Origin of the sequence: Micromonospora sp. NPDC005237, assembly GCF_040607775.1 — a bacterium.
Taxonomy (GTDB): domain Bacteria; phylum Actinomycetota; class Actinomycetes; order Mycobacteriales; family Micromonosporaceae; genus Micromonospora.
In genome coordinates, this window is record NZ_JBEXHJ010000001.1 from 664,098 (window position 1) to 690,284 (window position 26,187).

At 73.5% G+C, this 26,187-nt stretch carries 25 protein-coding genes and 3 tRNA genes; 19 read left to right on the forward strand and 9 right to left on the reverse strand.

Annotated elements, in window-relative coordinates:
• Positions 1 to 39: 39 nt before the first annotated feature.
• Complete coding sequence (locus ABZT87_RS03200; protein ID WP_355133688.1) at positions 40 to 1,026, reverse strand: endonuclease/exonuclease/phosphatase family protein; 987 nt, start codon at positions 1,024 to 1,026, stop codon at positions 40 to 42.
• 322 nt (positions 1,027 to 1,348) lie between these two features.
• Here ABZT87_RS03200 and ABZT87_RS03205 point away from each other — a divergent pair, with 322 nt between their 5' ends.
• The 9 genes from ABZT87_RS03205 to ABZT87_RS03245 all read left to right on the forward strand — a co-directional run bounded on the left by ABZT87_RS03205 (position 1,349) and on the right by ABZT87_RS03245 (position 8,620).
• Entirely contained in the window at positions 1,349 to 1,864 is a 516-nt protein-coding gene (locus tag ABZT87_RS03205; RefSeq protein ID WP_354858719.1) for a hypothetical protein, read from the forward strand.
• A gap of 191 nt (positions 1,865 to 2,055) precedes the next feature.
• Entirely contained in the window at positions 2,056 to 3,105 is a 1,050-nt protein-coding gene (locus ABZT87_RS03210; RefSeq protein WP_354858720.1) for a MoxR family ATPase, read from the forward strand.
• On the forward strand, positions 3,102 to 4,139 hold the full coding sequence (locus tag ABZT87_RS03215) for a DUF58 domain-containing protein (protein ID WP_354858722.1): 1,038 nt from the start codon (positions 3,102 to 3,104) through the stop codon (positions 4,137 to 4,139). Before ABZT87_RS03210 ends, ABZT87_RS03215 begins: the two co-directional genes overlap by 4 nt.
• The gene (locus tag ABZT87_RS03220) at positions 4,136 to 5,095 is read left to right on the forward strand and encodes a VWA domain-containing protein (RefSeq protein WP_354858724.1); all 960 of its coding nucleotides are present in this window, start codon (positions 4,136 to 4,138) and stop codon (positions 5,093 to 5,095) included. The genes ABZT87_RS03215 and ABZT87_RS03220 overlap by 4 nt, the downstream gene beginning before the upstream one ends.
• 34 nt (positions 5,096 to 5,129) lie before the next feature.
• On the forward strand, positions 5,130 to 5,987 hold the full coding sequence (locus ABZT87_RS03225; protein ID WP_355133309.1) for a trypsin-like peptidase domain-containing protein: 858 nt from the start codon (positions 5,130 to 5,132) through the stop codon (positions 5,985 to 5,987).
• A gap of 99 nt (positions 5,988 to 6,086) precedes the next feature.
• Positions 6,087 to 6,383, forward strand: a complete 297-nt coding sequence (locus ABZT87_RS03230; protein ID WP_354858729.1) for a hypothetical protein — start codon at positions 6,087 to 6,089, stop codon at positions 6,381 to 6,383.
• 34 nt (positions 6,384 to 6,417) lie between these two features.
• Positions 6,418 to 6,843 carry an alternative ribosome rescue aminoacyl-tRNA hydrolase ArfB gene (gene arfB / locus ABZT87_RS03235; RefSeq protein WP_354858732.1) on the forward strand — a complete coding sequence of 142 codons (426 nt, stop codon included), beginning with the start codon at positions 6,418 to 6,420 and terminating at the stop codon, positions 6,841 to 6,843.
• Between the two features lie 111 nt (positions 6,844 to 6,954).
• Positions 6,955 to 7,953 (forward strand): aldo/keto reductase, encoded by a 999-nt coding sequence (locus ABZT87_RS03240; protein WP_354858735.1) that lies wholly within the window; start codon positions 6,955 to 6,957, stop codon positions 7,951 to 7,953.
• Positions 7,954 to 8,026: 73 nt separating this feature from the next.
• The gene (locus tag ABZT87_RS03245; protein ID WP_355133311.1) at positions 8,027 to 8,620 is read left to right on the forward strand and encodes a TetR family transcriptional regulator; all 594 of its coding nucleotides are present in this window, start codon (positions 8,027 to 8,029) and stop codon (positions 8,618 to 8,620) included.
• Positions 8,621 to 8,676: 56 nt separating this feature from the next.
• Here the strand turns inward: ABZT87_RS03245 and ABZT87_RS03250 are convergent, their stop codons facing one another.
• Both ABZT87_RS03250 and ABZT87_RS03255 read right to left on the reverse strand, forming a co-directional pair.
• Positions 8,677 to 9,543, reverse strand: coding sequence for a 3-methyladenine DNA glycosylase (locus ABZT87_RS03250; protein WP_354863246.1), 867 nt, complete (start codon positions 9,541 to 9,543; stop codon positions 8,677 to 8,679).
• Between the two features lie 34 nt (positions 9,544 to 9,577).
• Positions 9,578 to 11,062: a hypothetical protein gene (locus tag ABZT87_RS03255; protein WP_355133312.1), complete on the reverse strand. Its 1,485-nt coding sequence runs from the start codon at positions 11,060 to 11,062 to the stop codon at positions 9,578 to 9,580.
• Positions 11,063 to 11,237: 175 nt separating this feature from the next.
• On the opposite strand from ABZT87_RS03255, the gene ABZT87_RS03260 reads away from it, so the two are divergent.
• From ABZT87_RS03260 to ABZT87_RS03275, 4 genes are all read left to right on the forward strand, one after another.
• Entirely contained in the window at positions 11,238 to 12,041 is an 804-nt protein-coding gene (locus ABZT87_RS03260; RefSeq protein ID WP_234591312.1) for a fumarylacetoacetate hydrolase family protein, read from the forward strand.
• Positions 12,042 to 12,149: 108 nt separating this feature from the next.
• Positions 12,150 to 12,221 (forward strand) — tRNA-Gln (locus tag ABZT87_RS03265).
• A gap of 134 nt (positions 12,222 to 12,355) precedes the next feature.
• A tRNA-Glu gene (locus ABZT87_RS03270) sits at positions 12,356 to 12,428 on the forward strand.
• Positions 12,429 to 12,580: 152 nt separating this feature from the next.
• Positions 12,581 to 12,653, forward strand: a tRNA-Glu gene (locus ABZT87_RS03275).
• 171 nt (positions 12,654 to 12,824) lie between these two features.
• Here the strand turns inward: ABZT87_RS03275 and ABZT87_RS03280 are convergent.
• Positions 12,825 to 13,511: an IclR family transcriptional regulator gene (locus tag ABZT87_RS03280; RefSeq protein ID WP_007456408.1), complete on the reverse strand. Its 687-nt coding sequence runs from the start codon at positions 13,509 to 13,511 to the stop codon at positions 12,825 to 12,827.
• A 49-nt stretch (positions 13,512 to 13,560) separates the two neighbouring features.
• Here ABZT87_RS03280 and leuC point away from each other — a divergent pair, with 49 nt between their 5' ends.
• From leuC to ABZT87_RS03300, 4 genes are all read left to right on the forward strand, one after another.
• Positions 13,561 to 15,006 (forward strand): 3-isopropylmalate dehydratase large subunit, encoded by a 1,446-nt coding sequence (gene leuC, locus ABZT87_RS03285; protein WP_355066997.1) that lies wholly within the window; start codon positions 13,561 to 13,563, stop codon positions 15,004 to 15,006.
• A gap of 14 nt (positions 15,007 to 15,020) precedes the next feature.
• A complete protein-coding gene (leuD, locus tag ABZT87_RS03290; RefSeq protein ID WP_354860107.1) occupies positions 15,021 to 15,608 on the forward strand; it encodes a 3-isopropylmalate dehydratase small subunit in 588 nt (195 codons plus the stop codon).
• A 172-nt stretch (positions 15,609 to 15,780) separates the two neighbouring features.
• Positions 15,781 to 16,431 carry an HU family DNA-binding protein gene (locus ABZT87_RS03295; protein ID WP_355133314.1) on the forward strand — a complete coding sequence of 217 codons (651 nt, stop codon included), beginning with the start codon at positions 15,781 to 15,783 and terminating at the stop codon, positions 16,429 to 16,431.
• Positions 16,432 to 16,571: 140 nt separating this feature from the next.
• A complete protein-coding gene (locus ABZT87_RS03300) occupies positions 16,572 to 18,515 on the forward strand; it encodes an endonuclease/exonuclease/phosphatase family protein (RefSeq protein ID WP_355133316.1) in 1,944 nt (647 codons plus the stop codon).
• Between the two features lie 100 nt (positions 18,516 to 18,615).
• On the opposite strand, the gene ABZT87_RS03305 is transcribed toward ABZT87_RS03300, so the two are convergent.
• The 5 genes from ABZT87_RS03305 to cofC are packed head-to-tail and all read right to left on the reverse strand — an operon-like array spanning position 18,616 to position 24,322.
• Positions 18,616 to 19,494 (reverse strand): NUDIX hydrolase, encoded by an 879-nt coding sequence (locus ABZT87_RS03305; RefSeq protein ID WP_355133318.1) that lies wholly within the window; start codon positions 19,492 to 19,494, stop codon positions 18,616 to 18,618.
• Positions 19,482 to 21,002, reverse strand: coding sequence for a CYTH and CHAD domain-containing protein (locus ABZT87_RS03310; RefSeq protein WP_355133320.1), 1,521 nt, complete (start codon positions 21,000 to 21,002; stop codon positions 19,482 to 19,484). The genes ABZT87_RS03305 and ABZT87_RS03310 overlap by 13 nt, the downstream gene beginning before the upstream one ends.
• A gap of 24 nt (positions 21,003 to 21,026) precedes the next feature.
• The gene (locus ABZT87_RS03315) at positions 21,027 to 23,399 is read right to left on the reverse strand and encodes an RNA degradosome polyphosphate kinase (RefSeq protein WP_354860099.1); all 2,373 of its coding nucleotides are present in this window, start codon (positions 23,397 to 23,399) and stop codon (positions 21,027 to 21,029) included.
• 54 nt (positions 23,400 to 23,453) lie between these two features.
• Positions 23,454 to 23,651: a cold-shock protein gene (locus tag ABZT87_RS03320; protein ID WP_354860096.1), complete on the reverse strand. Its 198-nt coding sequence runs from the start codon at positions 23,649 to 23,651 to the stop codon at positions 23,454 to 23,456.
• A gap of 32 nt (positions 23,652 to 23,683) precedes the next feature.
• On the reverse strand, positions 23,684 to 24,322 hold the full coding sequence (gene cofC / locus ABZT87_RS03325) for a 2-phospho-L-lactate guanylyltransferase (RefSeq protein ID WP_355133322.1): 639 nt from the start codon (positions 24,320 to 24,322) through the stop codon (positions 23,684 to 23,686).
• Between the two features lie 126 nt (positions 24,323 to 24,448).
• Here cofC and ABZT87_RS03330 point away from each other — a divergent pair, with 126 nt between their 5' ends.
• Both ABZT87_RS03330 and ABZT87_RS03335 read left to right on the forward strand, forming a co-directional pair.
• Positions 24,449 to 25,183, forward strand: coding sequence for a lysophospholipid acyltransferase family protein (locus ABZT87_RS03330; protein ID WP_355133324.1), 735 nt, complete (start codon positions 24,449 to 24,451; stop codon positions 25,181 to 25,183).
• Positions 25,180 to 26,187 (forward strand): NAD(P)H-dependent glycerol-3-phosphate dehydrogenase, encoded by a 1,008-nt coding sequence (locus tag ABZT87_RS03335; protein ID WP_354860089.1) that lies wholly within the window; start codon positions 25,180 to 25,182, stop codon positions 26,185 to 26,187. The genes ABZT87_RS03330 and ABZT87_RS03335 overlap by 4 nt, the downstream gene beginning before the upstream one ends.

The window sequence follows — 26,187 nt, forward strand, 5'->3', positions numbered from 1 at the left end:
GCGGCTTGTGCCCCGGACGTCGGGACGGGTCGGTAGGGGTCAGGCCGCGGGCAGGCGGAGGGTGGCCAGGACGGGGCGGTGGTCGCTGCCGGCCAGGTCGAACACGGTCACCTTGTCGGCGGCGATGCGGCGGTCGACAAGCACGTGGTCGATCGTGACCGGGGGGATGAGGTCACCGTCGTACGGCCCCCACGTGCCGGTCAGGCCCTCGCCGGTGGCGTCCGCGGCGTCGACGTAGCCGGTGCGCAGCAGTGCGCGCAGCGGCCCGTGGTCCAGGGTGGAGTTGAAGTCCCCGGCGAGGATCCGCAGGCCACCGCCGGGGGTGGCCGGTGGCTGGGCGACCAGGTCGGCACGCCAGGCGCCAACCTGGTCCAGCGCGGACGGCGCCGCGGGGTGGGCCGACTCGACCCGTACCGGCGGGCCACCGGGGACGGCGAGCGTGCCGTACGCCTGGGTGAACCCCCAGCCACCGCGGTTGTTGCGGATGCCGACGTCGGTGATCGGCCACCGCGAGTAGAGCGCGGAACCGGGCGTGCCGACGTGCGCGTTGAGCTGCCGGTAGGGCAGCAGCCGGTCGAGGCCGAGCCGGTCCAGGCTCGCCTGCGCCTCCGGAGTGAACTCCTGCACGGTGAGCACGTCGACCCGGTGCTGCCGGACCAGCTCGACAAGCGCCCCCGTGTCGGCGGCCCCGGCGAGCAGGTTGGCCGTGAGCAGCCGGATCGTCGGGCCGGTCGCCGCCGGCTGTGGCGCGGCCAGCGCCCGGGGCGCCACCACGCCGAGCAGTGCCACCGCGGCCAGGGCCGCGACCGCCGCCGGCCACCAGCGCCGCAGGGCGACCGTGAGGCCGAGGGCCAGCACGCTGAACCCGGCGACGTACGGAGTGAAGGCGAGCGCCTGCACAAGCGGCCCCCGGTCCAGCCCGGCCAGCCGCACGGTGGCCCAGGCGGCCGTGGGCCCGACGGCCGCCCAGCAGAGCGCCGTGCCGATCGGCAGCCGACGGCGGGTGGGTGCGGGTGGCACGTCGATGATCACGGCGCTCAGCCTAGCGGTCGGCGTCGCGCATATTTCGTGAATGCCGATGGGCTCACCTTTCGCAATTATCTGACGGGTGGAAGACACCGCCATAATGCGAGGTCAACTATTGACGTCAAGCTTTTTGCGGTGCTACGTTCCACCTGGTCAAAACGACGCAACGCTGAGTAGTAATCCCAGTTCAAGATGGGTATAGATCGTCCAGAAACCGAATCTCCCGGGGCTCTCAGCACCGCCGTACATCTCATTTTCGGCAGTTATCCGTCCCGCCCCGCGGGTCGGCCGAATTCACCCGGTCACACAAGGGGGACCTGTCATGAACACATCCTTCCGACGTAAGGCGGCGGCGGTCACGTTCGCTGTCCTGGCGCTCACCCTGGCCGGTGGCGGGATCGCCATCGCCCAGCCGTCGGCGAAGGCACCGCAGGAGGCCGTCCAGCCGGCGTCCCGCGCCACGGGCGACGCCCAGCAGCCGCCGGTCACGGCCCAGTCGGCCCGCAGCGCCAAGGCGGCGCTGGAGGCCGGCAAGGCCAGCACGCTGGCGACCGCCAACTTCTACACGGTCGTCAACGCCAACGGCACCAAGGCCCGCGGCGACGGCACGGTCATCAAGTTCGGCCCCGGCCAGTACGAGGTGCAACTCGGCGTGAACGTCTCGACCGGCGCCTTCCTGGCGACCATCTCGCGGTCCGACTCCTGCTGCATCCCGCCCGCTGGCGAGATCTCCGTCGCGCCCCGCCTCGGCACGCCCAACTCGGTCTTCATCCAGACCCGCAACTCGTCCGGCACCCCGGCCGACCGGGGCTTCACCCTGCTCACGCACACCTTCTGACCGAACCGACCGGACCGGCCCCCATGCCCGCGCGTGCGGGCCGGTCCACGTCCCGGCCCGGGCGTCCCGCTTCGGCCTGCTCGTGCCGGTGCTCCTCTTTCGGGCGACCCATCCCCGTGCGGACCACAACGGCCCGGTCCGGCCCCGACAATCCCACGTTTGCCGGGGCCCCGGCCCGGGAAGCAAGCACCGTGACGGACATCTCGGACACCCTGGCCAGCCTGCCCACCTCGGTCGATCCCGAGCCGACCGGCGCCGAGCTGGAACAGACCCTCTTCGAGGTCAAACGCGTGATCGTCGGGCAGGATCGGCTCGTCGAACGTCTGCTCACCGCACTCATCGCCAACGGGCACTGCCTTCTGGAGGGCGTGCCCGGCGTGGCCAAGACCCTCGCGGCGCAGACTCTCGCCACCGTGGTCGGCGGCACCTTCTCCCGGATCCAGTTCACCCCGGACCTGGTCCCCTCCGACATCGTCGGCACCCGGATCTACCGGGCCTCCAAGGAGACCTTCGACATCGAGCTGGGCCCGATCATGGCCAACCTGGTGCTCGCCGACGAGATCAACCGGGCGCCGGCCAAGGTCCAGTCGGCGCTGCTGGAGGCGATGGCCGAACGGCAGGTCTCCATCGGCGGGCGCAGCTGGCCGGTGCCGACGCCGTTCCTGGTGCTGGCCACCCAGAACCCGATCGAGTCCGAGGGGGTCTACCAGCTCCCCGAGGCGCAGCGCGACCGGTTCCTCATGAAGGTGGTCGTCGACTATCCCAGCGACGCCGACGAACTGGCCATCCTCTACCGGATGAGCACCGACCGGCCCAGCGCGCGTCAGGTGCTCGACCCGCAACGCCTGCGACTCCTGCAGACGCACGCCGAGCGGGTCTTCGTCCACCACGCCCTGGCCGAGTACGTGGTCCGGCTGATCCTCGCCACCCGCGACCCGGGCCGGTTCGGGCTGGCTGAGATCGCGCCGCTGCTGGCGTACGGCGCCAGCCCACGGGCGACGCTCGGTCTGGTCGCCGCCGCCCGCGCGCAGGCGCTGCTGCGGGGACGGGAGTACGTGTTGCCCGAGGACGTCCGGGAATTGGCGGTGGACGTCCTCTCCCACCGGCTGGTGCTCTCCTTCGACGCCGTGGCCGACGGGGTCTCGGCCGAGAGCCTGGTCCGGCGGCTCGTGGAGGCGGTGCCGCCGCCCCGGGTGGCCACCGGGCACCCCCAGCAGACCCCCGACCTGGCGGCGGCGTGAGACGCGCCGGCCGCACCTCGGTGGCCACGCCGCCCGACCCGGGCCTGGCCGAGCTGACCCCCGACCAGCGGCTGCGCCGACTGGAACTGACCGTCACCCGGAGACTCAACGGTCTGCTGCACGGCCAGTACCGTGGCCTGCTCCCCGGGCCGGGCAGCGAACCCGCCGGCAGCCGCGAGTACCGGCCGGGGGAGGACGAGGTCCGCCGGATGGACTGGGCGGTGACCGCCCGGACCGCCGTGCCGCACGTCCGACAGGTCGACGCCGACCGGGAACTCACCACCTGGCTGCTCGTCGACGCCAGCGCCAGCATGGAGTTCGGCACCGCCGAGCTGGACAAGCGGGAGCTGGCGGTGGCCGCCGTGGCGGCGGTGGGTTTCCTGACCGCAGGCATCGGCAACCGGTTGGGCGCCCAGGTGCTGGGCGCCGACGGGGTACGACGCTTTCCCGCCCGCAGCGGGCGTACCCATCTGCTCGGTCTGCTCCGCGCGCTGCTGACCGCGCCGCGCGCGACCGAGCCCGACGACCGGCCCCGGTCCCGGCTGGCGACCCCGCAGCCGGTCGCGGCGGCGGAGTTGGCGGACGGGCTGGACGCGGTGCACCGGGTCGCCAACCAGCGCGGGCTGGTCGTGGTGGTCTCCGACTTCCTCGACGGCCTGCCCGACGACCCCGACGAGCCGCCGCCCTGGGAGCGGACCCTGCGTCGGCTGTCCGCCCGCCACCAGGTGCTGGCGATCGAGGTGACCGACCCGCGCGAACTGGAACTTCCCGACGTCGGCCTGATCACGCTGGTCGACCCGGAGACCGGCCGTCGCCGCGAGGTGTGCACATCGGACCGCCGCCTGCGGGAGCGCTACGCCGCGGCCGCCGCCGTCCAGCGTGACCAGGTCCGCCAGGCGTTGCGCCGGAGCGCGGCGACACACCTGGCGCTGCGCACCGACCGGGACTTCAGCGCCGACATCGTCCGACACGTGCACGCCCAGCGGCGGATGGCCGCCGCGCCGGCCGGAGCCGTCCGGGGAGGTGCCGCGTGACCTGGGAGTCCCCGTTGCGGCTCTGGCTGCTGATCGGCGTGCTCGCGCTGGTCGGCGCGTACCTGGTGATGCAGCGCAGACGCAGCCAATACGCCGTCCGCTTCACCAACCTGCGGCTGCTGGACCGGGTGGCACCCGTTCGTCCGGCCTGGCGCCGGCACGTTCCGGCCGGGCTGTTCCTGGCCATGCTGGCGCTGCTCGTGGTCGGCTTCGCCCGGCCCACCGCCGAGGTCCGGGTCCCCCGGGAACGCGCCACCGTGATGGTGGCCGTCGACGTGTCCACCTCCATGCTGGCCACCGACGTGGAGCCGGACCGGCTGGCGGCGGCCAAACAGGCGGCCCGACGTTTCGTCGAGGGTCTGCCCGACGAGTTCAACGTGGGGCTTGTCGCGTTCGCCGGCAGCGCCGCCGTCCTGGTGCCGCCCGGCACCGACCGGGACGCCCTGGACGAGGGCATCGGTCGCCTCGCCGAGGGGGTGACCGGGGTGCAGGGCACCGCGATCGGTGAGGCCATCAACACCTCGCTCGGCGCGGTCAAGAGCCTGGACAGCGAGGCCGCCAAGGAGCCACCGCCGGCCCGGATCATCCTGCTCTCCGACGGAGCCAACACGTCGGGGATGGACCCGATGGAGGCGGCGGCGGAGGCGGTCGCGGCGAAGGTGCCGGTGCACGCGATCTCCTTCGGCACACCGTCGGGATTCGTGGACCGGGGCGGACGGCCGATCCAGGTGCCGGTCGACGGGCAGACCCTCAAGGCAGTCGCCGACGAGACCGGCGGAATGTTCCACGAGGCCAGCACCGTCGACGAGTTGCGCGCCGTCTACGACGACATCGGCAGCTCGGTCGGCTACCGCACCGAACGTCAGGACGTCTCGGCCCGGTTCATCGGCCTCGGACTGGTGTTCGCGATGGGTGCCGCCGCTGGCTCGATGCGCTGGTTCTCCCGACTGCCCTGATCCACCGCGCCGACGTCGACCGTGAGGAGTACGCATGGCAGTGCAGACCGGACTGGGCGAACCGCGCGGTCCCTGGTTCATCTCGCCGGAGCTCGACCCGGACGGGCGCGGGTGGTGGGACGCGCCCGGCTCGGGGCGGGACCCCGGCGGGCGACGCCCCGGCCGGCTGCTCGCCGCGTTGGCGATCGTGGCGGTGTCGGCCGTCTCGGGCGCCGTGGCCGGCGGCGTGGTGGCCAGCCGGGACGGCGCAGGGCCGTCAGCGGCGTCCGCCGCACCGGTGCCGGCGGAGTTGGTCACCGCCGCCGAGCGGACCGTGCCCGGTGTGGTGTCGGTGCTCGCCGGCGGCGCGAACGGCGCGTCCGCGACCGGCTCCGGGTTCGCCATCGACGACCAGCAGCACCTGGTCACCAACGACCACATCCTGGCCAAGGCCGGTGGTGGGCCGGTCACGGTGGAGCTGCCCGACGGCCGCCGGTACGAGGCCGAGGTGATCGGCAGGGAGCCGCGCAGCGACCTGGCGGTGCTGAAGGTGCCACCGTCGGCAGGCCTCGCCCCGTTGCCGCTGGCCAAGCCGGGCGCCACCCGGGTCGGTGAGCCGGTACTGGCGGTGGGCTCACCGCTGGGGCTGTCCGGGACGGTCACCGCGGGCATCGTCAGCGCGCTGGACCGCCAGGTGCGGTTGGGCAACAACCGGCACCGCGCGGTGCAGACCGACGCGTCGATCAACCCCGGCAACTCGGGCGGGCCGCTGGTCAACGCCCGAGGCGAGGTGGTCGGGGTGAACACCGCGATCGCCACCATCGACGGCAACGGGTCGATCGGCATCGGCTTCGCCATCCCGATCGATCAGGTGCAGCAGACCGCCGACACGATCATCGGCAAGGGCGGCTGAGCTGCCCGGACGGCCCGTCGGGTCGCCTCCATTGTCGGATATCCGGCCACACGTCATCGGGCCATGGAAATATGACGCTCGATATGGATACTGGCGGAGGTGGAGCGTCCTCTTCTCACGGTCCTCCTGCTGGTGGGCCTGGTCATCGGATGTGCGGTGGGGTCGGCGTACGCCCGGGCGCGACGCGGGTGGACCGATTACCAGACCGCGAAGAAATCGGTGCCCGGCGCTCGCCGCGGCGCGTGGGTGCTGATCCGCGGGGTCGCGCTGAAGGCCGCGGTGATCGGGTTGCTGCTGTTCGGCGCCGTGGCGTACGCCGCGGTCGGTTCGGACGACGAGACCGCCGGTCCGGCGCCGAGCCCGTCCACCACGCAGAGTGAGCCTCCGCGCCGGTGACCCGGGGCGGGCCGCAGCGGGCTAGCCTCGGGGCGTGGACGACGGACTGCGGGTGACCGATCGGTGGGTCGTCCCCGCCGGGGAGCTGCGGGAGCGCTTCTCCCGCTCGTCCGGCCCCGGCGGGCAGGGCGTGAACACCGCCGACTCCCGGGTCGAGCTGAGCTACGACCTGGCCAACTCTCCGGCCGTGCCCGAGTCGCTGCGGGCGCGGGCGCTGGCACGGCTCGCCAACCGACTGGTGGACGGTGTGTTGACGATCGCGGCCAGCGAGCACCGGGCGCAGCTTGCGAACCGGGAGGCGGCCCGCGAGCGGATGCTTGCGCTGTTGCGCGAGGCGGCCGCCCCGCCCCCGCCGCCGCGTCGGGCGACCAGGCCGTCCCGGGGCGCCAAGGAACGTCGGCTGGCCGAGAAGAAGCGCCAGTCGCAGCGCAAGCGCGACCGCCGCGTCGACGGCGAGTAGTCATCGTCACCGAGCCGTGTGAGTGACCCCTCTGACTGGCGAGTGACAGAATCCGGAATCTGTCAGCTGAAGTGTGTATGGTCGGCAGGTCACCCAGGAGAGGAAGACCTCATGGACACCCGCACCCTCGGCACCTCCGGCCCCACCGTCTCCGCGCTCGGGCTCGGCCTGATGGGCATGTCGGACCTCTACGGCCCCGCCGACGAGGCCGAGAGCGTCGCCACCATCCACGCCGCACTGGACGCCGGCATCACCCTGCTCGACACGGGCGACTTCTACGGGATGGGCCACAACGAGATGCTGCTGCGGGAGGCGCTGCGCGGCCGCAACCGGGACAACGCGGTGATCAGCGTGAAGTTCGGCGCGCTGCGCGACGTCGACGGCGGTTGGAACGGCAACGACGTCCGACCCGTCGCGATCAAGAACTTCCTGGCGTACACGCTGCGCCGGCTCGGCACGGACCACGTCGACATCTACCGCCCCGCCCGGCTCGCCCCGGACGTGCCGGTGGAGGAGGTCGTGGGCACCCTGGCCGAGCTGGTCAAGGCGGGTCACGTCCGGCACATCGGCCTGTCCGAGGTGAGCGCCGAGACGCTGCGCCGGGCGCACGCCGTGCACCCCATCAGCGACCTCCAGATCGAGTACTCGCTGATCTCCCGCGCCCCCGAGGCCGAGATCCTGCCGACGGCGCGTGAGCTGGGCGTCGGGATCACCGCGTACGGGGTGCTCTCCCGAGGGCTGATCAGCGGCCACTGGACGGCGGGGCGGGAGACCGCCGGCACCGACTTCCGCAGCCATCTGCCGCGCTTCGCCGGCGCGAACCTGGACCGCAACCTCGCCCTCGTGGACGCGCTGCGCGCCATCGCCGAGGCGCGGGGCGTCACCGTGGCGCAGATCGCCATCGCCTGGGTGCTCGCCCGGGGCGAGACCGTCGTACCCCTGATCGGCGCCCGCCGCCGGGACCGGCTCACCGAGGCCCTCGGCGCCGCTGCGGTCACGCTGACCGAGACGGACCTGGCCGCCATCGAGGCCGCCGTCCCCGCCGACGCGGTGGCCGGCAGCCGGTACGACGAGGCGCAGATGGCGTTCCTGGACAGCGAGCGGTCATGACGACCCGGTCGTGGCGCGACCGCCGGCCGGGGGTCGCGCCACGACCGGCGGCGCGGTCAGGGAGGCTGGGACGATGAGCGACACCACCGCCCTGACCGCCGACCGCATCCTCGACACCGCCGAGGAGGTGCTGCGCCGGTACGGCCCGGCGAAGGCCACCGTGCTGGACGTCGCCCGCGCGCTGGGCGTCAGCCACGGCAGCGTCTACCGGCACTTCGCCAGCAAGGCCGCGCTGCGCGAGGCGGTCGCCGAACGCTGGCTGGCCCGGGTCTCCACCCCGCTGATCGGCGTCGCCACCGGCACCGACCCGGCCCCCCAGCGGTTGCGCCGGTGGCTGGCCGAGCTGAGCGGCACCAAGCGGCGGATGGCCCGCGAGGACCCGGAGCTGTTCGACAACTTCCACCAGCTCGCCACGCTCTCCGAGGGGGCGGTCGCCAACCACCTGGAGGTTCTCGCCGGTCAGCTCAGCCTGATCGTCGCGGACGGAGTGGCCGCCGGCGAGTTCACCGTGCCCGACCCGGCGGTGGCCGGCCGTGCGCTGCTGCAGGCCACCGCGCGGTTCCACCACCCGTCGCACCGGACGGAGTGGAACGAGCCCGGCCTCGACGACGACCTGGCCGCGGTGGTCGCGCTGCTCCTCGACGGCCTGCGAGCCCGCTCGCGCTGACGCCGGGCCGGGCGACGGGACGGGTCAGCCGCCCGGGCGCGCAGGGCCGTCGACGGTCAGCCGGGAACGGCGGCCAGCAGCCGGTCGCGGAGCACCGCCGCACGGTCGGCGAACCCGCGCTGCGCCGCGGCGTACTCCGCCCGGCCCTCCGGGGTCTCCACCCGTACCGGCGGGTGACCGAGGGCCGCCAGGTCGTACGGGCTGGCCCGCATGTCCAACGTGCGGATCTCCCGGGCCAGCTCGAAACAGTCCGCGACCAGCTCGGAGGGCACCAGCGGCGACAACTTGTACGCCCACTTGTAGAGGTCCATGTTGGCGTGCAGACAGCCCGGCTGCTCGTGCGCGTGCTGCGTCTCCCGGGTCGGGGTGAGCAGGTTCAACGGCCGGGCCGGCGGGGTGAAGAACCGGAACGCGTCGAAGTGGCTGCACCGCACCCCGCGCTCCTCGACGACCGCGGCGGTGCGCTCCGGATCCAGCCGCAACGGCCAGGCGTTGTGCCGCAGTTCCTCGCGGGTCTGCCGGTACACCATCGCCCACTCGTGCATTCCGAAGCAGCCGAAGTGCGCCGGTCGTCCGGCCGTGGCCGCCAACAGCGAGCGGATCCACGCGATCGACTCGCCGCGTCGCCCGCGTACCGCCTCGGTGTCGAGGGTGACCCCGGCGGTGGTGGCGCGGTAGTCCCGGCCGAACTCGGCCGGGTCCGCGTCGCGCAGCTCGACCCCCGCGCCCGGGTGCCAGCGGCGCAGCTGCGCCGGCCGGTGCGAGTAGTAGGTGAACAGGAAGTCGGCCACCGGGTGCCGCTCACCGCGACGTCGGCGGGCCAGGTGCGGCGTCAGCCACCCGTCCACCCGCTCCTCGTGGGCCCGGCGGCGCTCACGCCAGGCCGCCACGTCGAGCACGGCGGGGGCGAGGGCGGCGGTCACGGACCCCAGGGTACGACCGCCGCCCCATCGGCGGTCAGGGCATGTGCACCCGGACGCCGGCGGAGAACACGCCGCTGCGCAGCTCCAGCTGCTGGGGCGGGTCCCGCCCGTCGACGGTGAACACCAGCGGGAGCACCACCCGACTGCCCGCGGCCACCGGGTTGGCGAAGACGTCCCGACCCAGGTTGGCCGCCCGGGTGGCCGGCTCGTCCGTGCTCACCCAGCGGCCACCCGGCAGGTAGGCGCGTTGCAACTGGCCGTGCCAGGGTTGCGGGGTGCCGGTGACGTTGCGCACACCCACGGTGGCCTGGCAGCGCCGACCCCCGGCGGGTGCCGCGCCGGTCCCGCTGGCCGCGTCCGCCGCGCCACAGGTCATCCGGTAGACGGTGAACTCGAACGCGGACTCCTGCAGCGGCACGCCCACCGGCCCGGAGACCCCGGTGCCCATCCACGCGCCGCTGGTCGGCTGCTTCTGGGTGTCGATCGACGACACCTGCCGGGTCGCCGTCCAGCCGGCCGTGCCGATCACGCCCGCCAGCACCACCACCGCCGCGCCGACCAGCAGCCAGACCGGCGGCGTACGCCGCCGTCGGCGCGGGCCGGGAGTCGCCGGACGTGGGTAGATCGTCCCGCGTCCATCGTCCGGCGTCGCGTTGGTGGCCAGGGCGGCGGCGGTCACCCGCCGCCCGCGCCGTCCGCGCCGTCGACGCCACACCCACGCCACGAGGGCGCTGAGCAGCAGCAGAACGCCCAACCCGGCGAGCAGCACCGGATACCGCCGCCAGGGCGGCGCCTCGGTGACCTTGGCCGCCGGGGCTGCGGCCGCCTGCCAGGTGGCGGTGGCGCAGTCGTACGGCCGGCTGCCGTCACTGGTGAACGCGCAGGCCGGCGCCGCCAGCGGCTGGCCCGGCGCGACCGCGGTCAGCGCGGTGCCCAGGGTGGTGGTGCTGTGCGCGGGCAGCCGCAACCGCCAGGTCACCTCGGCCGTGGACCCGCCGGAGCGGCTGGACCGCCCGCCCCCGCTGATCGCGGTGGGCGACGACCCGGACGGCAGCTCCTGGCGCACCGTCGTGTCGAGTGGCGAGTTGCCCACATTGCGGACGTGGATCCGGTACCGGGGCGCCGGGCTGCTCTCCGAGGCGACCGCCACCGTGACCGGAGGCGGGGGCGCCGACACCGGCACCCGCGACGGCGGTGCCACCGCCGGTGGCGCCGAGGGCGGGGTGGGCTCCGCGCTCGCCGCCACGGGCACCCGCGCGGCCACCGCCACCGCCGGCGGCGCCGGGCTGACGGACGCGGGCGGCGTGACCGCCGTCGCTCCGGGCGCTGGTGCCGTCGGACGTGGCGTCGGCGCGGCTGGTCGTGGCACGGGCGCGGCTGGTTGTGGCGTGGCGGCCGCTGGTCGTTGCGCGACCGCCGCCTCCGGGGCCGCCGCGGGCAGGGCCGGCACGGCGGCGAGGATGCCGAGGCAGTGTACGAACACCGCGAGGGCTCTGTGGTGTCGTGTCGATGCAGGCATACGAACGAACCTCCGGAGCCGACGCTAGGGGTGCGCGCCCTCCGTGCGGGTACGAAGTCGAGAAACCCGCCCCGGCCGCCCAGACCTGCGCTAAGGTGCCGCGACGCTGACGGGTTGCGCACACCCGGCGGCCGGTTGTGGCCGGTGAACGGGTCGGCGGGGCTAGATTGGCTGGGTGCGTATCGCTCGTTTCGCTCATGCCAAGGGAATGTCGTTCGGAGCCGTCGAGGGCGAGCCGGAGGCCGGGCCGCAGGGCCTGACCATCGCCGAGATCGAGGGTCACCCGTTCGGCCAGCTCTCCTTCAGTGGGGCCCGCTGGGCCCTCTCCGACGTCCGGCTGCTCTCGCCGATCCTGCCCAGCAAGGTGGTCTGCGTGGGCCGCAACTACGCCGACCACGCCGCCGAGCTCGGCAACGAGGTGCCCAAGGAGCCGTTGCTCTTCCTCAAGCCGTCCACCTCGGTGATCGGTCCCCGGGACGCCATCCGGCTGCCGATCTTCTCCAAGCAGGTCGAGCACGAGGCGGAGTTGGCGGTCGTGATCGGCGCGCCGGGCGCCCGCCGGGCCGACCGGGCCGCCGCCGAACGTGCCATCTTCGGCTACACCTGCGCCAACGACGTGACCGCCCGGGACCTGCAGCGCTCGGACGGGCAGTGGACCCGCGCCAAGGGCTTCGACTCGTTCTGCCCGATCGGTCCGTGGATCACCACCGGGCTGGACGTCTCCGACCTGGAGATCCGCTGTGAGGTGGGTCGCAACCCCGACGAGATGGAGGTACGCCAGCTCGGCCGCACGAAGGACATGGTCTTCGACGTGGCCGGCCTGGTGTCGTACATCTCGCACGTGATGACCCTGCTGCCCGGCGACGTGGTGCTCACCGGCACTCCGGCGGGGGTTAGCCCTCTCGTCGAGGGGGATACGGTCACCGTGCGGATCGAGGGCATCGGCGAGCTCAGCAACCCGGTGGTCCCCGTCGCCTGATCCGTCCGATGCCCCTGTTTCCGCAGCTCACGGGCGGTTCGGGGGGATCGGATTTGGCCTGTCGGCACCGGGAGGGTAATGTTCACTCCCGGCGCCGCAAGGGGCCAATGGGGTATGGGGTAATTGGCAGCCCGACTGATTCTGGTTCAGTTAGTCTAGGTTCGAGTCCTGGTACCCCAGCGCAGCTGGGATTCGCGAGAATCCCGGACGCTGGATTCTGACGGAGTTCGACTCCGCCCCTCCGGGGGCGGAGAGTGGTCTCTGGTAGAGTGCAGCTCCTCCGCCCGCGAGGGTGGGGGAGCGAAAGTGGTTCTGGCCCCGTCGTCTAGTGGCCCAGGACGCCGCCCTCTCAAGGCGGTAGCGCCGGTTCGAATCCGGTCGGGGCTACATCTGTGCACAACCCGTCTCACCTTGGTGAGGCGGGTTGTTTCGTTGCTACGCACGGCCGTCCACGGTGCCCAGACCCCACGCTCGCCCCGACGGACGGTGCCGCTAGACTACAGCGGCACCGCCTGCGAGGGCGGTGAACAGGAAGTTCTGGCCCCGTCGTCTAGTGGCCCAGGACGCCGCCCTCTCAAGGCGGTAGCGCCGGTTCGAATCCGGTCGGGGCTACAGATCAAAGGCTCACCTCGCCCCGCGAGGTGAGCCTTTCCCGTACCCACCCCCACCCGCCCGGCCCTCGCCCGGCCACCCACCTCCCCGTTGATCATGAAGTTATTGCCCTCCGCCACGGCGTGTCCGGGCAATAACTTCATGATCAACAAGGGTGGGGGCGGGGGTGGGTTAGAGGCCGGAGAGGCGTTGGCCGGCTCTGACGACTGCCATGGCGTGGCGTTCGCCGGGGCGGCGGCCCAGGCGTTCGATCGGGCCGGAGATGCTGACCGAGGCGATCACGCGGCCGGTGCGGTCGCGGATCGGGGCGGAGACGCTCGCCACACCGGCCTCCCGTTCGGCCACGCTCTGCGCCCAGCCGCGGCGGCGGACCTCGGCCAGGGTGCGGCCGGTGAACTTGCTGCGCGGCAGCAGCGGCATCACCGCCTCCGGAGGCTCCCAGGCGAGCAGGATCTGGGCCGCCGAGCCGGCCGTCATCGGCAGCACCGAGCCGACCGGAACGGTGTCCCGCAGGCCGCTGGCGCGCTCCGCCGCCGCCACGCAGATCCGCTCGTCGGCGCGGCGCAGGTAGAGCTGCGCGCTCTCGCCGGTGGCGTCGCGCAGCGCGGCCAGCAGCGGCTCGGCGGCGGTCAGCAGGACGTCCGGAGCGGCGTTGGCCAGCTCGCCCAGCCGGGGCCCGGGACGCCAGCGCCCCTGGGTGTCCCGGACCAGCATCCGATGGATCTCCAGTGCCTGTGCCAGCCGGTGCGCGGTGGCCCGGGGCAGCTTCGTGCGTTCAACGAGTTCGGCCAGGCTGGCGCCGTCGACACAGGCGGCCAGGATGACCACCGCCTTGTCGAGAACGCCGACACCGCTCATACTGTGTCCCACAAGCCGAAACTTACCTCCCAGAATTTAGGATGTCCAGATGGTGGGAGTCACTCCTGAGCCGAGGACCCTGGCCGAGAAGGTCTGGGACGCGCACGTCGTACGGTCCGCCGCCGGTGAGCCGGACCTGCTCTTCATCGACCTGCACCTGCTGCACGAGGTGACCAGCCCGCAGGCGTTCGACGGGCTGCGGCTCGCCGGGCGCCGGGTGCGCCGTACCGACCTGACCCTCGCGACCGAGGACCACAACACCCCGACCGGGTACGCCGATCCGGCGTTCCGGCTCCGCCGCGGTGACCTGCTCACCATCGCGGACCCGACGTCGCGTACGCAGATCGAGACGCTGCGCCGCAACTGCGCCGAGTTCGGCGTGCGGCTGCACCCGCTCGGCGACGAGAACCAGGGCATCGTGCACGTCATCGGCCCGCAGCTCGGGGTGACCCAGCCCGGCATGACGATCGTGTGTGGCGACTCGCACACCGCCACCCACGGCGCGTTCGGCGCGCTCGCCTTCGGCATCGGCACCAGCGAGGTGGAGCACGTGCTGGCCACCCAGACGCTGCCGCAGAGCAGGCCGAAGACCATGGCCGTCAACGTCACCGGCCAGCTCGCCCCCGGCGTCACCGCCAAGGACCTGGTGCTCGCGCTGATCGCCCAGGTCGGCACCGGTGGTGGGCGCGGGCACATCGTCGAGTACCGCGGCGACGCCATCCAGGCCCTCTCCATGGAGGGGCGGATGACCATCGCCAACATGTCCATCGAGTGGGGCGCCAAGGCCGGCATGATCGCGCCGGACGAGACGACCTTCGCGTACCTCAAGGGTCGGCCGAACGCGCCGCAGGGCGCCGACTGGGACGCGGCGCTGGCCTGGTGGCGGACGCTGCCCACCGACGAGGGCGCGCGCTTCGACGCCGAGGTCACCCTGGACGCCAGCCGGATCACGCCGTTCGTCACGTGGGGCACCAACCCCGGGCAGGGCGCGCCGCTGAGCGCGCCGGTGCCCGACCCGGAGGAGTTCACCACCGACTCGGAGCGCGCTGCCGCCCGCCGTGCGCTGGAGTACATGGATCTGCGCCCCGGCACCCCGCTGCGGGAGCTGCCCATCGACGTGGTCTTCGTGGGCTCCTGCACGAACGGCCGCCTGGAGGATCTGCGGGCCGCGGCCGACGTGCTGCGCGGCCACCGGGTCGCCGACTCCGTCCGGATGCTCGTGGTGCCCGGCTCCGCCGCCGTTCGGGAGGCCGCCGAGGCCGAGGGGCTGGACAAGGTCTTCGCCGACGCCGGCGCCGAGTGGCGGTTCGCCGGCTGCTCGATGTGCCTGGGCATGAACCCCGACACGCTCAAGCCCGGCGAGCGCTCCGCGTCCACCTCCAACCGGAACTTCGAGGGCCGGCAGGGCCGGGGCGGTCGTACCCACCTGGTCTCCCCGCCGGTCGCCGCCGCCACCGCCGTGGTCGGGCGGCTGGCCGCCCCCGCCGATCTGTAGAAGGGACCGAGGAGATGGACAAGTTCACCACCCACACCGGCACCGCCGTGCCGCTGCGCCGGTCCAACGTGGACACTGATCAGATCATCCCGGCCGTGTACCTCAAGAGGGTGACCCGCACCGGCTTCGCCGACGGGCTGTTCAACGCCTGGCGGGAAGACCCGGCATTCGTACTCAACGATGAATCCTATTCCGGTGCGTCGATCCTCATCGCCGGTCCCGAGTTCGGCACCGGCTCCTCCCGGGAGCACGCCGTCTGGGCGCTACGGGACTGGGGCTTCCGCGCCGTGGTGGCCCCGCGCTTCGGTGACATCTTCCGGGGCAACGCACTCAAGGAGGGCCTGCTGCCGGTCGAGTTGGAATTGAAAGCCGTCGAGGAGTTGTGGGATCTCGTCGAGGCCGACCCGACCACTCCGGTGACCGTCGACCTGACCGCCCGACAGCTCCGGGCCGGGGACGCGACCTGGTCGTTCCCACTGGACGACTTCAGCCGGTGGCGGCTGTTGGAGGGCCTGGACGACATTGGACTCACCCTCCGGCACGCCGATGACATCGCCTCCTACGAGGCGTCTCGACTGCCGTTCCTGCCCTCGGTGGCATAGCCGTACGCCCACCCGCACATCGGATTTCGCCCCCACCGGTCCAACCGGTGGGGGCGAATCCGTTACGACACAAGGGCTTTTTTCCACCGAATGTTTGTGTCCAGGCAGCGCAGGGCATACGGTGCGCGCAGAATGGCTCGCGTCGAGTCAGTTGCACAATCGGGAGGAAGTCGTGAACAAGGCCGAGCTCATCGAGGCGCTCGCCGTTCGCCTGGGGGACCGGAAGACGGCGACGGCCGCGCTCGACGCGGTCCTCACTGAGGTCCAGGCAGCGGTCACCAAGGGCGAGAAGGTGGCGATCACCGGATTCGGAGCATTCGAAAAGCGTGTGCGTGGCGCACGAACAGCGCGCAACCCGCGTACCGGCGAGGCGGTGAAGGTCAAGAAGACGTCCGTCCCGACCTTCCGCCCCGGCGCCGGGTTCAAGGAGATGGTGGCCAGCGGCAAGGTGCCGAAGGCCACGGTGGCGGCGAAGAAGACCGCCGCCGCCACGGCCAAGACCGCCGGTGCCAAGGCGGAGGGCACCAAGGCCACCGCCACCAAGGCGGCCGGTAAGAAGACCGCCCCGGCCAAGGCGAGCAAGACCACCACCGCCGCCGCCACCAAGGCGGCCAGCAAGAAGACCGCCCCGGCCAAGGCGAGCAAGACCACCACGGCGACCAAGACGGCCGCCAGCAAGAAGACCGCCCCGGCGAAGAAGACCGCCGCGGCGACCAAGTCCGCCACGGCGAAGAAGACCACCGCGGCGGCGAGCAAGAGCACGGCGGCCAAGAAGGCGCCGGCGAAGAAGGCTCCGGCCAAGAAGGCGGCCAGCAAGCGCTGACCGACTGGCCAAAGGGCGTCCACCCTCGCGGTGGGCGCCCTTTGCGCGTGCCGGACCGTTGACCCGGCCGGGCCGTACGCGCAGAATCGCCGTGCCGGCCCCCCCCTTGCGGACCGGTCCGCCGACGAAATGGGGCGCCGGTGCGCTACCGCCAGCTCACCACCGGATCGCTCGCGCTGGGCGTCATTCTGCTCATCGACGTGCTGCGCGTCTGGCTGCCCGGCATCATCACCATCTTCGGGCAGGCCGCGTCCACCCCGGCCGAGTTGATGGGCGCGTTCGCGCTCGGCTGGTTCGTTCTGGCGATGGCCGCGCCGGCTCTGGTCCGGCGGGTGGGCGCCCGCCGGGTCACCGTCGTCGCCGCCGTGCTGCTCGCCGTGGCCCGGCTCGCGCTCACCAGCGCCCCCGGCGGCCGTCCGCAGCTCTGGTTGGCCACCGCCGGTCTGCTCGCCGGTCTGGTCTGGTTGGTGGGTGTCGCCGGCGGCACCGACCGTCCGGTGCCGGGACTGGCCCTGGGGCTGGCGGTCAACGCCGCCATCCACGCGCTGCTGGACACCTACGACCTCGTCTGGCGGGGCGGCTGGGTGGCCTGGCTGCTCAGCGCCGTCGCGGTGGTGCTGTTCCTGCTCGGCACGACGCTGCCCACCGCGCCGCCCGGCCCCGGTGGCGCCCGATCGTGGCTGCTGGCCGGGCCGGTGCTGCTGCTGGCCGGCATGGTGGCCCTCGCGCCGGCCCTGGCCCAGGCCGGGATGTCGTACCTGGTCGCGAGTGGCGACGTCGCTCGCTCACCGCTGTTCGGCCTGGCGCCGGTGCCGGTGGCGGTCGCCGGGTTCCTGCTGGCCGCGCTGGCGGGCCCGACCCGGGGGTGGGGCCGGCCGCTCGGGCCGGCGGCCCTGCTGGTGGGCGTGGTGCTCTTCGCCCTCGACAGTGGCGACCTGCTCGTCGCGGCCATCCTGCTCACCGCCGTCGGACTCGGCGCCTGCCTCGCCCTCACCGACGCTCCGGGTCGCGCCGACGCCGACGGCGCCGCCCACGCCGCCGTCGACGCTGACGCTGGCGGTGAGGGCGCGACGGGCACGGACGACAGCCGCCGAACGGCGGCCCGCCGGGGGTACGCCGTCGCCGCCGGCATGCTGCTCTTCGTGCTGGGGGCGGTGGGTTACTACTCCGCCTACGACCTGGGCTACCCGAACGCGGTGGTGCCGGTGGTGGTGGCCGGGGTGGTCGCCGCCGTGGCCCTGGCCGCCCGTCCGTCCGGCCACCGGCGTCCCGGCCCGCTTCCGCCGCTGCGGACCGCCGGCGGGGTCGCCGCGCTGGCTCTGCTCGCGCCGCTGCTCGCCGACGAGGTGGCGGTGGCGAGCAACCGGGAGGGTCCGCCGGAGCGGTTGACCGTGGTGGCGTACAACATCCGGATGGGCTTCGGGCTGGACGGCCGGTTCGACCTGGCCGGGCTGACCGCGGCGATCGACCGGCAGCGGCCCGATGTGGTGCTGCTCAGCGAGGTGGACCGGGGCTGGCTGCTCAACGGCGGCCACGACACGCTGGACCTGCTGTCCGACCGGCTCGGCATGCCGTACGTGTTCGGGCCGGCCGCCGACCCGGTCTGGGGTGACGCGGTGCTCAGCCGGTGGCCGGTCACCGACCCACGGTCCCGGCCGCTGCCGTCTCTCGGGGCGCCCACCGGAGCGCAGGCTCTCGCCGTCACCCTGGACCTCGGCGACGGTGTCCGTGCCGCCGTGGTGAGCACCCACCTGCAACCGCCACCCGACGCGGGCCCGGTGGCGCAGGCTCGCGCGGTGGCCGACTTCGCCACCGGGTACGCGGCCGGCCGGCCGCTCGTGGTGGCCGGCGATCTGAACACCGAGCCGGGCGACGAGGCTTTCGAGCAGTTCACCGCGGCCGGGCTGGTCGACGCGTTGGCGGTCGCCCGTCCGCTGGCGACGAGCCCGGCGGACGATCCACGCCAGCAGATCGACCACGTCTTCGTCTCGCCCGGCCTGACGGCGACGGATCCGGTCGCGCCGCGCGGCGAGGCCAGCGACCACCTGCCGGTGGCGGTGACCCTCACCCTGCCGTCCCGCTGACCCCGCGCCGGGATCGCCGATGCTGCGGTATCTGGCCAGCCGGACACCGCCACGTCGGCGACCTGAAGGGGGGATCAACCGCCGAAGCGCCGGGCGGGCCTCACAGGCGGTCGGCCGCGAGCAGCCGCTCGCCGCTGAAGGCCAGCAGCCAGCCGCCGCCCTTCGGGGTAATGAAGTCCTCGTCGGCGCGGCCGGTCAGCTGCTCCAACGCGCCCGGCAGCACCTTGCCCTGGCTGCACACCGCCACCTGCCCGCCGGCGCAGGCCAGCTCCAGCAGTTGGGCGGCGGTGGCCAGCACCCGCTCGTCCTGTTGCTGACCCGGCTGCGGCTCGTCCAGGTCGCCGCAGATCTCGATGGGCAGGTCGAGCAACGCGGCGGCCGGGTCCAGGGTCTGCACGCAGCGGCGCGGCGAGGCCGACAGGAGCCGGGCCGGGCGCACCAGGGCGATCAGCGGCGCCAGCGCGTACGCCTGGGCCCATCCCTCGCGATCGAGCGGGCGGGCGGTGTCCGGGCCGGACCAGGTGGCCCGCTTGCCGGCGTGCCCGTGCCGGACCACCGCGACGGTCGCGGTCACCGGCGGCAGCGCGGCGAACCCGGCGAGCACCTCGGCGTCGTGCGGATAGCTGACCAGGCGGATCGCGTCGTCCACGGCCAGCCACCGGATGTCGTCGACCTCGGTGCCCGGCTGGAACCCGCCCTCGGCGACCGCGAGCATCGACCAGTAGTCGACCAGTTTGGCCTGCCCCTCGCTGCGGTAGCGCACCGACGGCAGCCGCACCTGCGGTACGCCCCGCACGTCGGCCTCCTCGGCCACCTCCCGGACCGCCGCGACCAGTGGATGCTCGCCCGGTTCGAGCTTGCCCTTGGGCAGCGTCCAGTCCCCGTAGCGCGGGCGGTGCACGACGCAGACCCGTACGCCGTCGGCGGTCGGTCGCCAGCAGACCCCGCCGGCAGCGCGGATGCCCGTCACGGCAACCATCTGGTCCGCCGTCGCCGGGTGGCCCGGTGCCACGCGGCGGGGAACCGGGCCCGCATCAGGCGGACCGTGTCGCGTTCCCGCTCGGCCAGCCGCCCGGCGGTGACCGCCAGCTCGTGGTCGGCCGGTCGGTCGGCGGCGAGGGCGAGCCAGGTCTCGGCGGCCACCGCGGCGTCCTGGTGTTCGCCGAGCACGTCCTGGACGCGGGCCAACGCGCGGGCCAGCCGCCGCGCGTCCTTGCCGACGGCCGGGACCACTGCGGTGACCGCGTAGCGGGCCTGCTTGCCCTCCTTGCGGACGGCGTGCCAGCGGTCGTCGGGGGCCAGCGGGTCGAGCCCGTCCACGCCGTCGGGGCCGGTGAGCTGCCGCCACGGGCGGGCCACCAGCTTCGGTAGCGTGCGCGCCGCCGGGGTGGCCGCCCGTCGGGTGAGCCGGGGCGCGCGGGCGGCCAGCACCAGGGCGTCCACCAGGGCCAGGTAACGCGGCGAGCGCAGCGCCTCGTCGATGGCGGCGAGCGCCTGCCGCTGCCGCTGCGCGAGCGCCTCGTCCAGTCGGTCCACCGCGCCCGTGTCGAGCGGGCTGAGCGGGTCGGCGGTCGCGGTGCGCCGCAGTCGGTCGCGGAGCACCTCGGCGTCGCGCGCCCCGCCGAGCACCCCGGCCAGCCAGCGCAGCTCGTCGCGCAGGGGCCGGGCCCAGCTGCGGCGCACCAGCGGCCGGAAGGTGCGCAGGTCGCTGCGCAGCCGTCGGCAGGCCACCCGCATCTGGTGTACGGCGCTGTCGCCGCCGTCGGTCGAGGTGCGCAGCCGCACCAGCGGGTCGTGCGCCAACAGTCGGCCCACCTCCTTGCGGACCGCCTCGGTGACCATGTCCCCGGCGGTCGGGTCGGCCGTCAGTCCGCCCGGCCCGACCAGGTCGGGTTCGGCCTGCGCCACCGTCCCCAGCGCCCGTACGTGCTTCGGGGTGAACGAGCCGGCCCGGGCCCCGGCCTCGCACAGCACCTCGCCGATTCGTTCCAGCAGCTTGCGGTCGCCGGCCTTGCGCTCCACCTCCACCTCGCGGAACGCGCCGGTGGTGGCGCCGGCGTCGTCGCGGACTGTCACCCGGTCGTCCACCACCTCGGCGAGCACCGTTCCGGCCCGGTCGCACACCTCGTGGGCGTGCCGGACGGTGCGTACCACAGTCACCGGCGCCAGCGACGCGCCCCGATGCAGGACGGTGACCAGCTCGACCAGCTCCGGCGGCGGCTGCCCGACCGGCCCGGGACGGGAGATCTCGTGCCGGACGCCGGGCGTGCCGGTGGGCAGCTTCACCGTCCACGGCAGCTCGTCACCCTTGCGGTGGCGCAGGGACGCCCCGGCGCGGGCCAGCCGCAGGTCGACCGTGTCGAGGTAGCGGGCGACGAGCGTCACCGGCGGCAGCGCCCGGACCCGGCCGCCGGCCGGGAACGTGGCGGACAGGTCCGGCAGCACGAAGGTGTCGTCCACCTCGTACTTCTGCTCCTCCTCGACCATCAGCTCAGCCTATGCCGCGAACGGTCAGCCGGCCGTGCCACCGACGCGGCGCAGCAGCAGATCCTGCAGGTGCACCCGGGCCGCGTCGTCACCGTCGGTACGCCGCGTCCAGGTGCCGTCGCCGGCTAGCTCGAACGCGTCCACGTCCGGGCTCATCGCGGCGGTCAGCACGTAGTCCAGCTCGGCGCGGGCGACCGGATCGCTCACCTGCACCAGCGCCTCCACCCGCCGGTCCAGGTTGCGGTGCATCAGGTCCGCCGAGCCCATCCAGAACTCGGCCTCGCCGTTGTTGCCGAAGCGGAAGACCCGGGAGTGCTCCAGGAACCGGCCGAGGATCGAGCGCACCCGGATGTTGTCCGACAGCCCAGGCACCCCCGGACGCAGCGTGCACATGCCCCGGATGAGCAGGTCGACGTGCACGCCGGCCTGGGACGCCCGGTACAGCGCGTCGGTCACGCCCTCGTCGACCAGCGAGTTGACCTTGAACTGGACCAGGCCGGGCATGCCCAACCGGACGTGCGCGATCTCCCGTTCGATGCGTTCGATGAGGCCGCTGCGGATGCCCTGCGGGGCGACCAGCAGCCGCCGGTACGCGGTCTGCCGGCTGTAGCCGGTCAGCACGTTGAACAGGTCGGTGAGGTCCGCCCCGATCTCCGGGTCGGCGGTGAGCATGCCGAAGTCCTCGTACAGGCGGGCGGTCTTCGGGTGGTAGTTGCCGGTGCCGATGTGGCAGTACCGGCGGATCTGGTTGCCCTCCTGCCGGACCACCAGGGCGGTCTTGCAGTGTGTCTTGAGCCCCACCAGGCCGTACACCACGTGGCAGCCGGCGCGTTCCAGGGTGCGGGCCCAGCCGATGTTGGCCACCTCGTCGAAGCGGGCCTTCACCTCGACCAGGACCACCACCTGCTTGCCGGCGGCGGCCGCGTCGACGAGCGCGTCCACGATCGGCGAGTCACCGCTGGTGCGGTAGAGGGTCTGTTTGATGGCCAGCACGTTGGGGTCGGCGGCGGCCTGCTCGATGAAGCGCTGCACGCTGGTGGCGAACGAGTGGTACGGGTGGTGCACCAGAATGTCCCCGTCCCGCAGGGTGGAGAAGACGCTGCGCGGCACCTCGCCCTCGGCGAGCCGGGGATGCGTGGCCGGCACGAACGGCGGGTCCTTGAGATCGGGGCGGTCGGCCTCGCCGTACACCTGCCACAGCGCGGAAAGGTCCAGCAGGCCGGGCACCCGCAGCACGTCCTGGTCGTCCATGTCCAACTCGCGGACGAGCAGCTCCAGCATGTGGTCGGAGATCGACGCGGCGACCTCCAGGCGGACCGGCGGGCCGAACCGGCGGCGGGCCAGCTCCCGTTCGAGGGCCTGGAGCAGATCCTCGTCGCGGTCCTCGTCGACCTCCACCTCGGCGTTGCGGGTGACCCGGAACAGGTGGCACTCGACCACCTGCATGCCGCTGAACAGCTGACCCAGGTGCACCGAGATCAGGTCCTCCACCGGCAGCATCCGCACGCCCGGCTGGTCCCGGTCGACCCGTACGAAGCGCGGGACGTTGTTGGGCACCTTCACCCGCGCGAACAGCTCGGACCCGCCGTCCGGGTCCCGGACCGCCACCGCCAGGTTCAAGGACCGCCCGGAGATGTACGGGAACGGGTGCGCCGGGTCCACCGCGAGTGGAGTGAGCACCGGGAAGATGTGCTCCCGGAAGTAGGTGCGCAGCCGCTCCCGCTCGGGGTCGCCCAGGTCACCCCAGCGCAGTATGCGGATGCCCTCCTCGGCCAGCCGGGGCAGGACGTCGTCGACGAAGCAGGCGGCGTGCCGGGCGACCAGCTCGGCGGTCCGTTCGGCGATCAGCTCCAGCTGTGTGCGCAGGGGCAGCCGGTCGCCGCCGCGCACCGGCAGGCCGGCGGAGAGCCGCCGCTTCAGGCCGGCGATCCGCACCATGTAGAACTCGTCGAGGTTGCTGGCGAAGATCGCCAGGAACTTGGCCCGCTCCAGCAGGGGGGTGCGCTGGTCCTCGGCGAGGGTGAGCACCCGCGCGTTGAAGTCGAGCCAGGACAGCTCCCGGTTGAGGAAGCGGTCCTCCGGCAGCGGGGGAGCAGCCGGTGGCTCGTCGTCCCCCGCACCGCCCGCGGAGAGGCCGGTGGCGAGGCCGCCGGAGGTGCCGGGCAGGGCCGCGCCGGTCGCCGGGCCGTCCGTCTCCGTGGGCGGCACGCCGGGTTCGATGACCTCGTCGAGCCCGGAGGACGCCGCGCCCGGGTCGTCGGCGAGCGTGTCGGCACGGGCGGCGCCGGCCCGTTCGGCCCGGGACGGGCGGAAACGGCCGTCGGTGCCGCGAACGCGGGCGCCGTTGCGGGGGTCGGTGGCGGGAGGGGTGACCGGATGCTCGCGAGGGGTGCTCACCCGCTCATAATCACCCGATTAGAGTTAACGCAAAATGAACTTGGCCCCGCCAGCTCAGTGCATCGTCGGCAATGTCACCCGGACGACCTCGCCGTCGGGATCGGTGTCGATGCGCACCCGCTGGCCGAGCCGGAGCAACCGCAGGCCGGAGGCGTCGAACGCCCGGGCGGGAAAACGCAGCTCGGTGCCGTCGTCGAGCAGTAGGACACCGCTGCGTGTCGCCGCGTCGTAACTGGCCACCGTGCCCTGCATGCTCGCACCGTACACCGGCCGGGTCAGCTTGTTCAGCGCGCCGGGCAGCCGGCGGCGAGCAGCGCCGCGGTGCGTGGGCCCAGCCCCAGCCGGGCGGCGGCGGCCAGGTCCTCGGCGGTGTCCACGTCCCGCCGCAGGCTGGGCCAGTCACCGGTCAGCGGCAGCGCCCCACTCGCCGCGTGCGCCGCCGCCGAGCCCACCCCGAACCGTGGGTCGAGGTCGACGCCCGGCGGCCCGGCGAGCAGCACCGTCCCACCACCGGGGGCATCCGCCACGAACCGGCGTACCCCCTCGGTGTCGTGCTGCGCCGCGCGCAGCGCGTCGGCCAGCTCGGCCGGGCGCAGCGCCGGCAGGTCGGCGGTCAGCCCGGCCACCCACCGCCCGGGGATCTGTGCCGCGCCGTGCCGGAAGGCGGCGTTCAGGCCGGCGTCCGGCAGGTCGGGCACCGTCCGCGCCCCGGCGGCCCGCGCCGCGGCCGCCACCCGGGTGTCGTCGGTCACCACCAGGGCCTCGGCGACCGCCGGGCAGGCCAGCACCGCGCGGAGCGTGTCGGCCGCCAGCGCCAGCGCCAGCTCCTCATGCGGTACGCCGGGCAGCGCGCCCCGCAGCCGGCTCTTGGCCGCGGTCAGACGCTTCACCGGCACCACCACGGCCCACCTCGGCTGACTCACGTCCGCAATCCTGCCAGCCGGACGACGGGACCCTCGCTGGCCGTACCGGGGGCGAGCAGGCATGATTTCCGCTGCGGGTGTCGCGGGTGGGGCTCGCGGCGGGTCGGGGCGCGACGAGGAGGCACAGTGGCACGGCGGAGGCTGGGGTTCTGGCAACGGTTCGCCGTGGGGCTGGTGAAGCCGGTGATGACCGTCTGGACCCGGCGGACCTGGCGCGGCCAGGAGCACCTCGCCGGTGACGACGGAATGATCATCGTCGCCAACCACATCTCGCACGCCGACCCGTTGGTCTCCGCGCACTTCATCTACGACTCCGGGCGGTGGCCGCAGTACCTGGGCAAGGCCAGCGTGTTCCGGGTGCCGGTGATCGGCTGGATCCTGCACCGCTGTCGGCAGATCCCGGTCGAGCGCGGCAGCGTGGACGCGGTCCGCTCGCTGGACAAGTCGGTCGCCGCGCTCGACGAGGGTGGCGCGGTGGTGATCTACCCGGAGGGCACGACCACCCGACAGCCGGACCTGTGGCCGATGAAGGCCAAGACCGGCGCCGCCCGGCTGGCGCTGGCCACCGGCGCCCCGGTGGTGCCGCTGGTGATGTGGGGTCCGGAGCGGATCTTCGACCCGCGGACCAGCCGGCTGAACCCCCGCCCCCGGATCCCGGTGACCGTGGTGGCCGGCGAGCCGGTCGACCTGAGCCGCTGGGCGGGCGCCCCACCGACCCGGGAGACCCTCGAGGAGATGACGGACGCCATCATGCTGCGGCTGCGAGACATGCTCGTCGAGATCCGTGGTGGCACCCCGCCGCCACTGTGGGAACGGCCGGCCCGACCGTCCGTCGAGCGCCACCCCGGTGAAGCGGCATGAGCGGCCACGTCGCGGTGCTGGGCGCCGGCTCCTGGGGCACCGCCTTCGCCAAGATCCTGGCCGACGCGGGGCGGGACGTGACCGTGTGGGCCCGCCGCGCCCCGGTGGCCGAGAGCATCCGCGCCGAGCGTCGCAACCCGGAGTACCTGCCGGACCTGCTGCTGCCGGCCCGGGTCACCGCCACCACCGACGCCGCCGAGGCGATCAGCGGCGCCGAGGTGGTGGTGCTGGCCGTGCCCTCGCAGACCCTGCGCGGCAACCTCGCCGAGTGGGCCGGGCACCTGCACCCGGACGCCACCCTGGTGTCGTTGATGAAGGGCATCGAACTCGGCACCACCAAGCGGATGAGCGAGGTCATCGTCGAGACCGCCGGGGTGGCCGCCGATCGGGTGGTGGTGGTCTCCGGCCCGAACCTCGCCCCCGAGATCGCCGCCGAGCAGCCGGCCGCCACGGTGGTCGCCGGCACCAACGCCGACCGCGCCACGCTCGTGCAGTCGTCGATCCGGACGCCGTACCTGCGGCCGTACACCAACGACGACGTGATCGGCTGCGAGCTGGGCGGCGCGGTCAAGAACGTGATCGCGCTGTCGTACGGCATCGCCACCGCGATGGGCTTCGGCGACAACACCCGGGCCATGTTGATGACCCGAGGGCTGGCCGAGACGGCCCGCCTGGGTGTGGCCCTCGGGGCGGACCCGATCACCTTCGCCGGCCTGGCGGGCATGGGCGACCTCGTCGCGTCCTGCTCGTCCCCGCTGGCCCGCAACCGCACCTTCGGCGAGCACCTGGGCCGGGGCGAGACGCTGGAGCAGGCCCAGGCCGCGACCCGACAGACCGCCGAGGGCGTCAAGAGCTGCCTCGCGATCCGCGATCTGGCGCGGGCGCACGGGGTGGAGATGCCGATCACCGAGCAGGTCGAACGGATCTGTCACGAGGGGATGGACCCGCGGCTCGCCGTGGACACCCTGATGAGCCGGACCGCCAAGCCCGAGTCGTACGAGTGA

Excerpts from the sequence above, each read along its gene's own strand:
- ABZT87_RS03320 (WP_354860096.1), bottom strand. The coding sequence starts at position 23,651 with ATGCAGGGCACGGTGGCCAGTTACGACGCGGCGACACGCAGCGGTGTC.
- ABZT87_RS03225 (WP_355133309.1), top strand. The coding sequence starts at position 5,130 with ATGGCAGTGCAGACCGGACTGGGCGAACCGCGCGGTCCCTGGTTCATC.
- ABZT87_RS03335 (WP_354860089.1), top strand. The coding sequence starts at position 25,180 with ATGAGCGGCCACGTCGCGGTGCTGGGCGCCGGCTCCTGGGGCACCGCC.
- ABZT87_RS03205 (WP_354858719.1), top strand. The coding sequence starts at position 1,349 with ATGAACACATCCTTCCGACGTAAGGCGGCGGCGGTCACGTTCGCTGTC.
- leuD (WP_354860107.1), top strand. The coding sequence starts at position 15,021 with ATGGACAAGTTCACCACCCACACCGGCACCGCCGTGCCGCTGCGCCGG.
- leuC (WP_355066997.1), top strand. The coding sequence starts at position 13,561 with ATGGTGGGAGTCACTCCTGAGCCGAGGACCCTGGCCGAGAAGGTCTGG.
- ABZT87_RS03240 (WP_354858735.1), top strand. The coding sequence starts at position 6,955 with ATGGACACCCGCACCCTCGGCACCTCCGGCCCCACCGTCTCCGCGCTC.
- ABZT87_RS03255 (WP_355133312.1), bottom strand. The coding sequence starts at position 11,062 with ATGCCTGCATCGACACGACACCACAGAGCCCTCGCGGTGTTCGTACAC.
- ABZT87_RS03305 (WP_355133318.1), bottom strand. The coding sequence starts at position 19,494 with ATGGTTGCCGTGACGGGCATCCGCGCTGCCGGCGGGGTCTGCTGGCGA.
- ABZT87_RS03245 (WP_355133311.1), top strand. The coding sequence starts at position 8,027 with ATGAGCGACACCACCGCCCTGACCGCCGACCGCATCCTCGACACCGCC.
- ABZT87_RS03310 (WP_355133320.1), bottom strand. The coding sequence starts at position 21,002 with ATGGTCGAGGAGGAGCAGAAGTACGAGGTGGACGACACCTTCGTGCTG.
- ABZT87_RS03280 (WP_007456408.1), bottom strand. The coding sequence starts at position 13,511 with ATGAGCGGTGTCGGCGTTCTCGACAAGGCGGTGGTCATCCTGGCCGCC.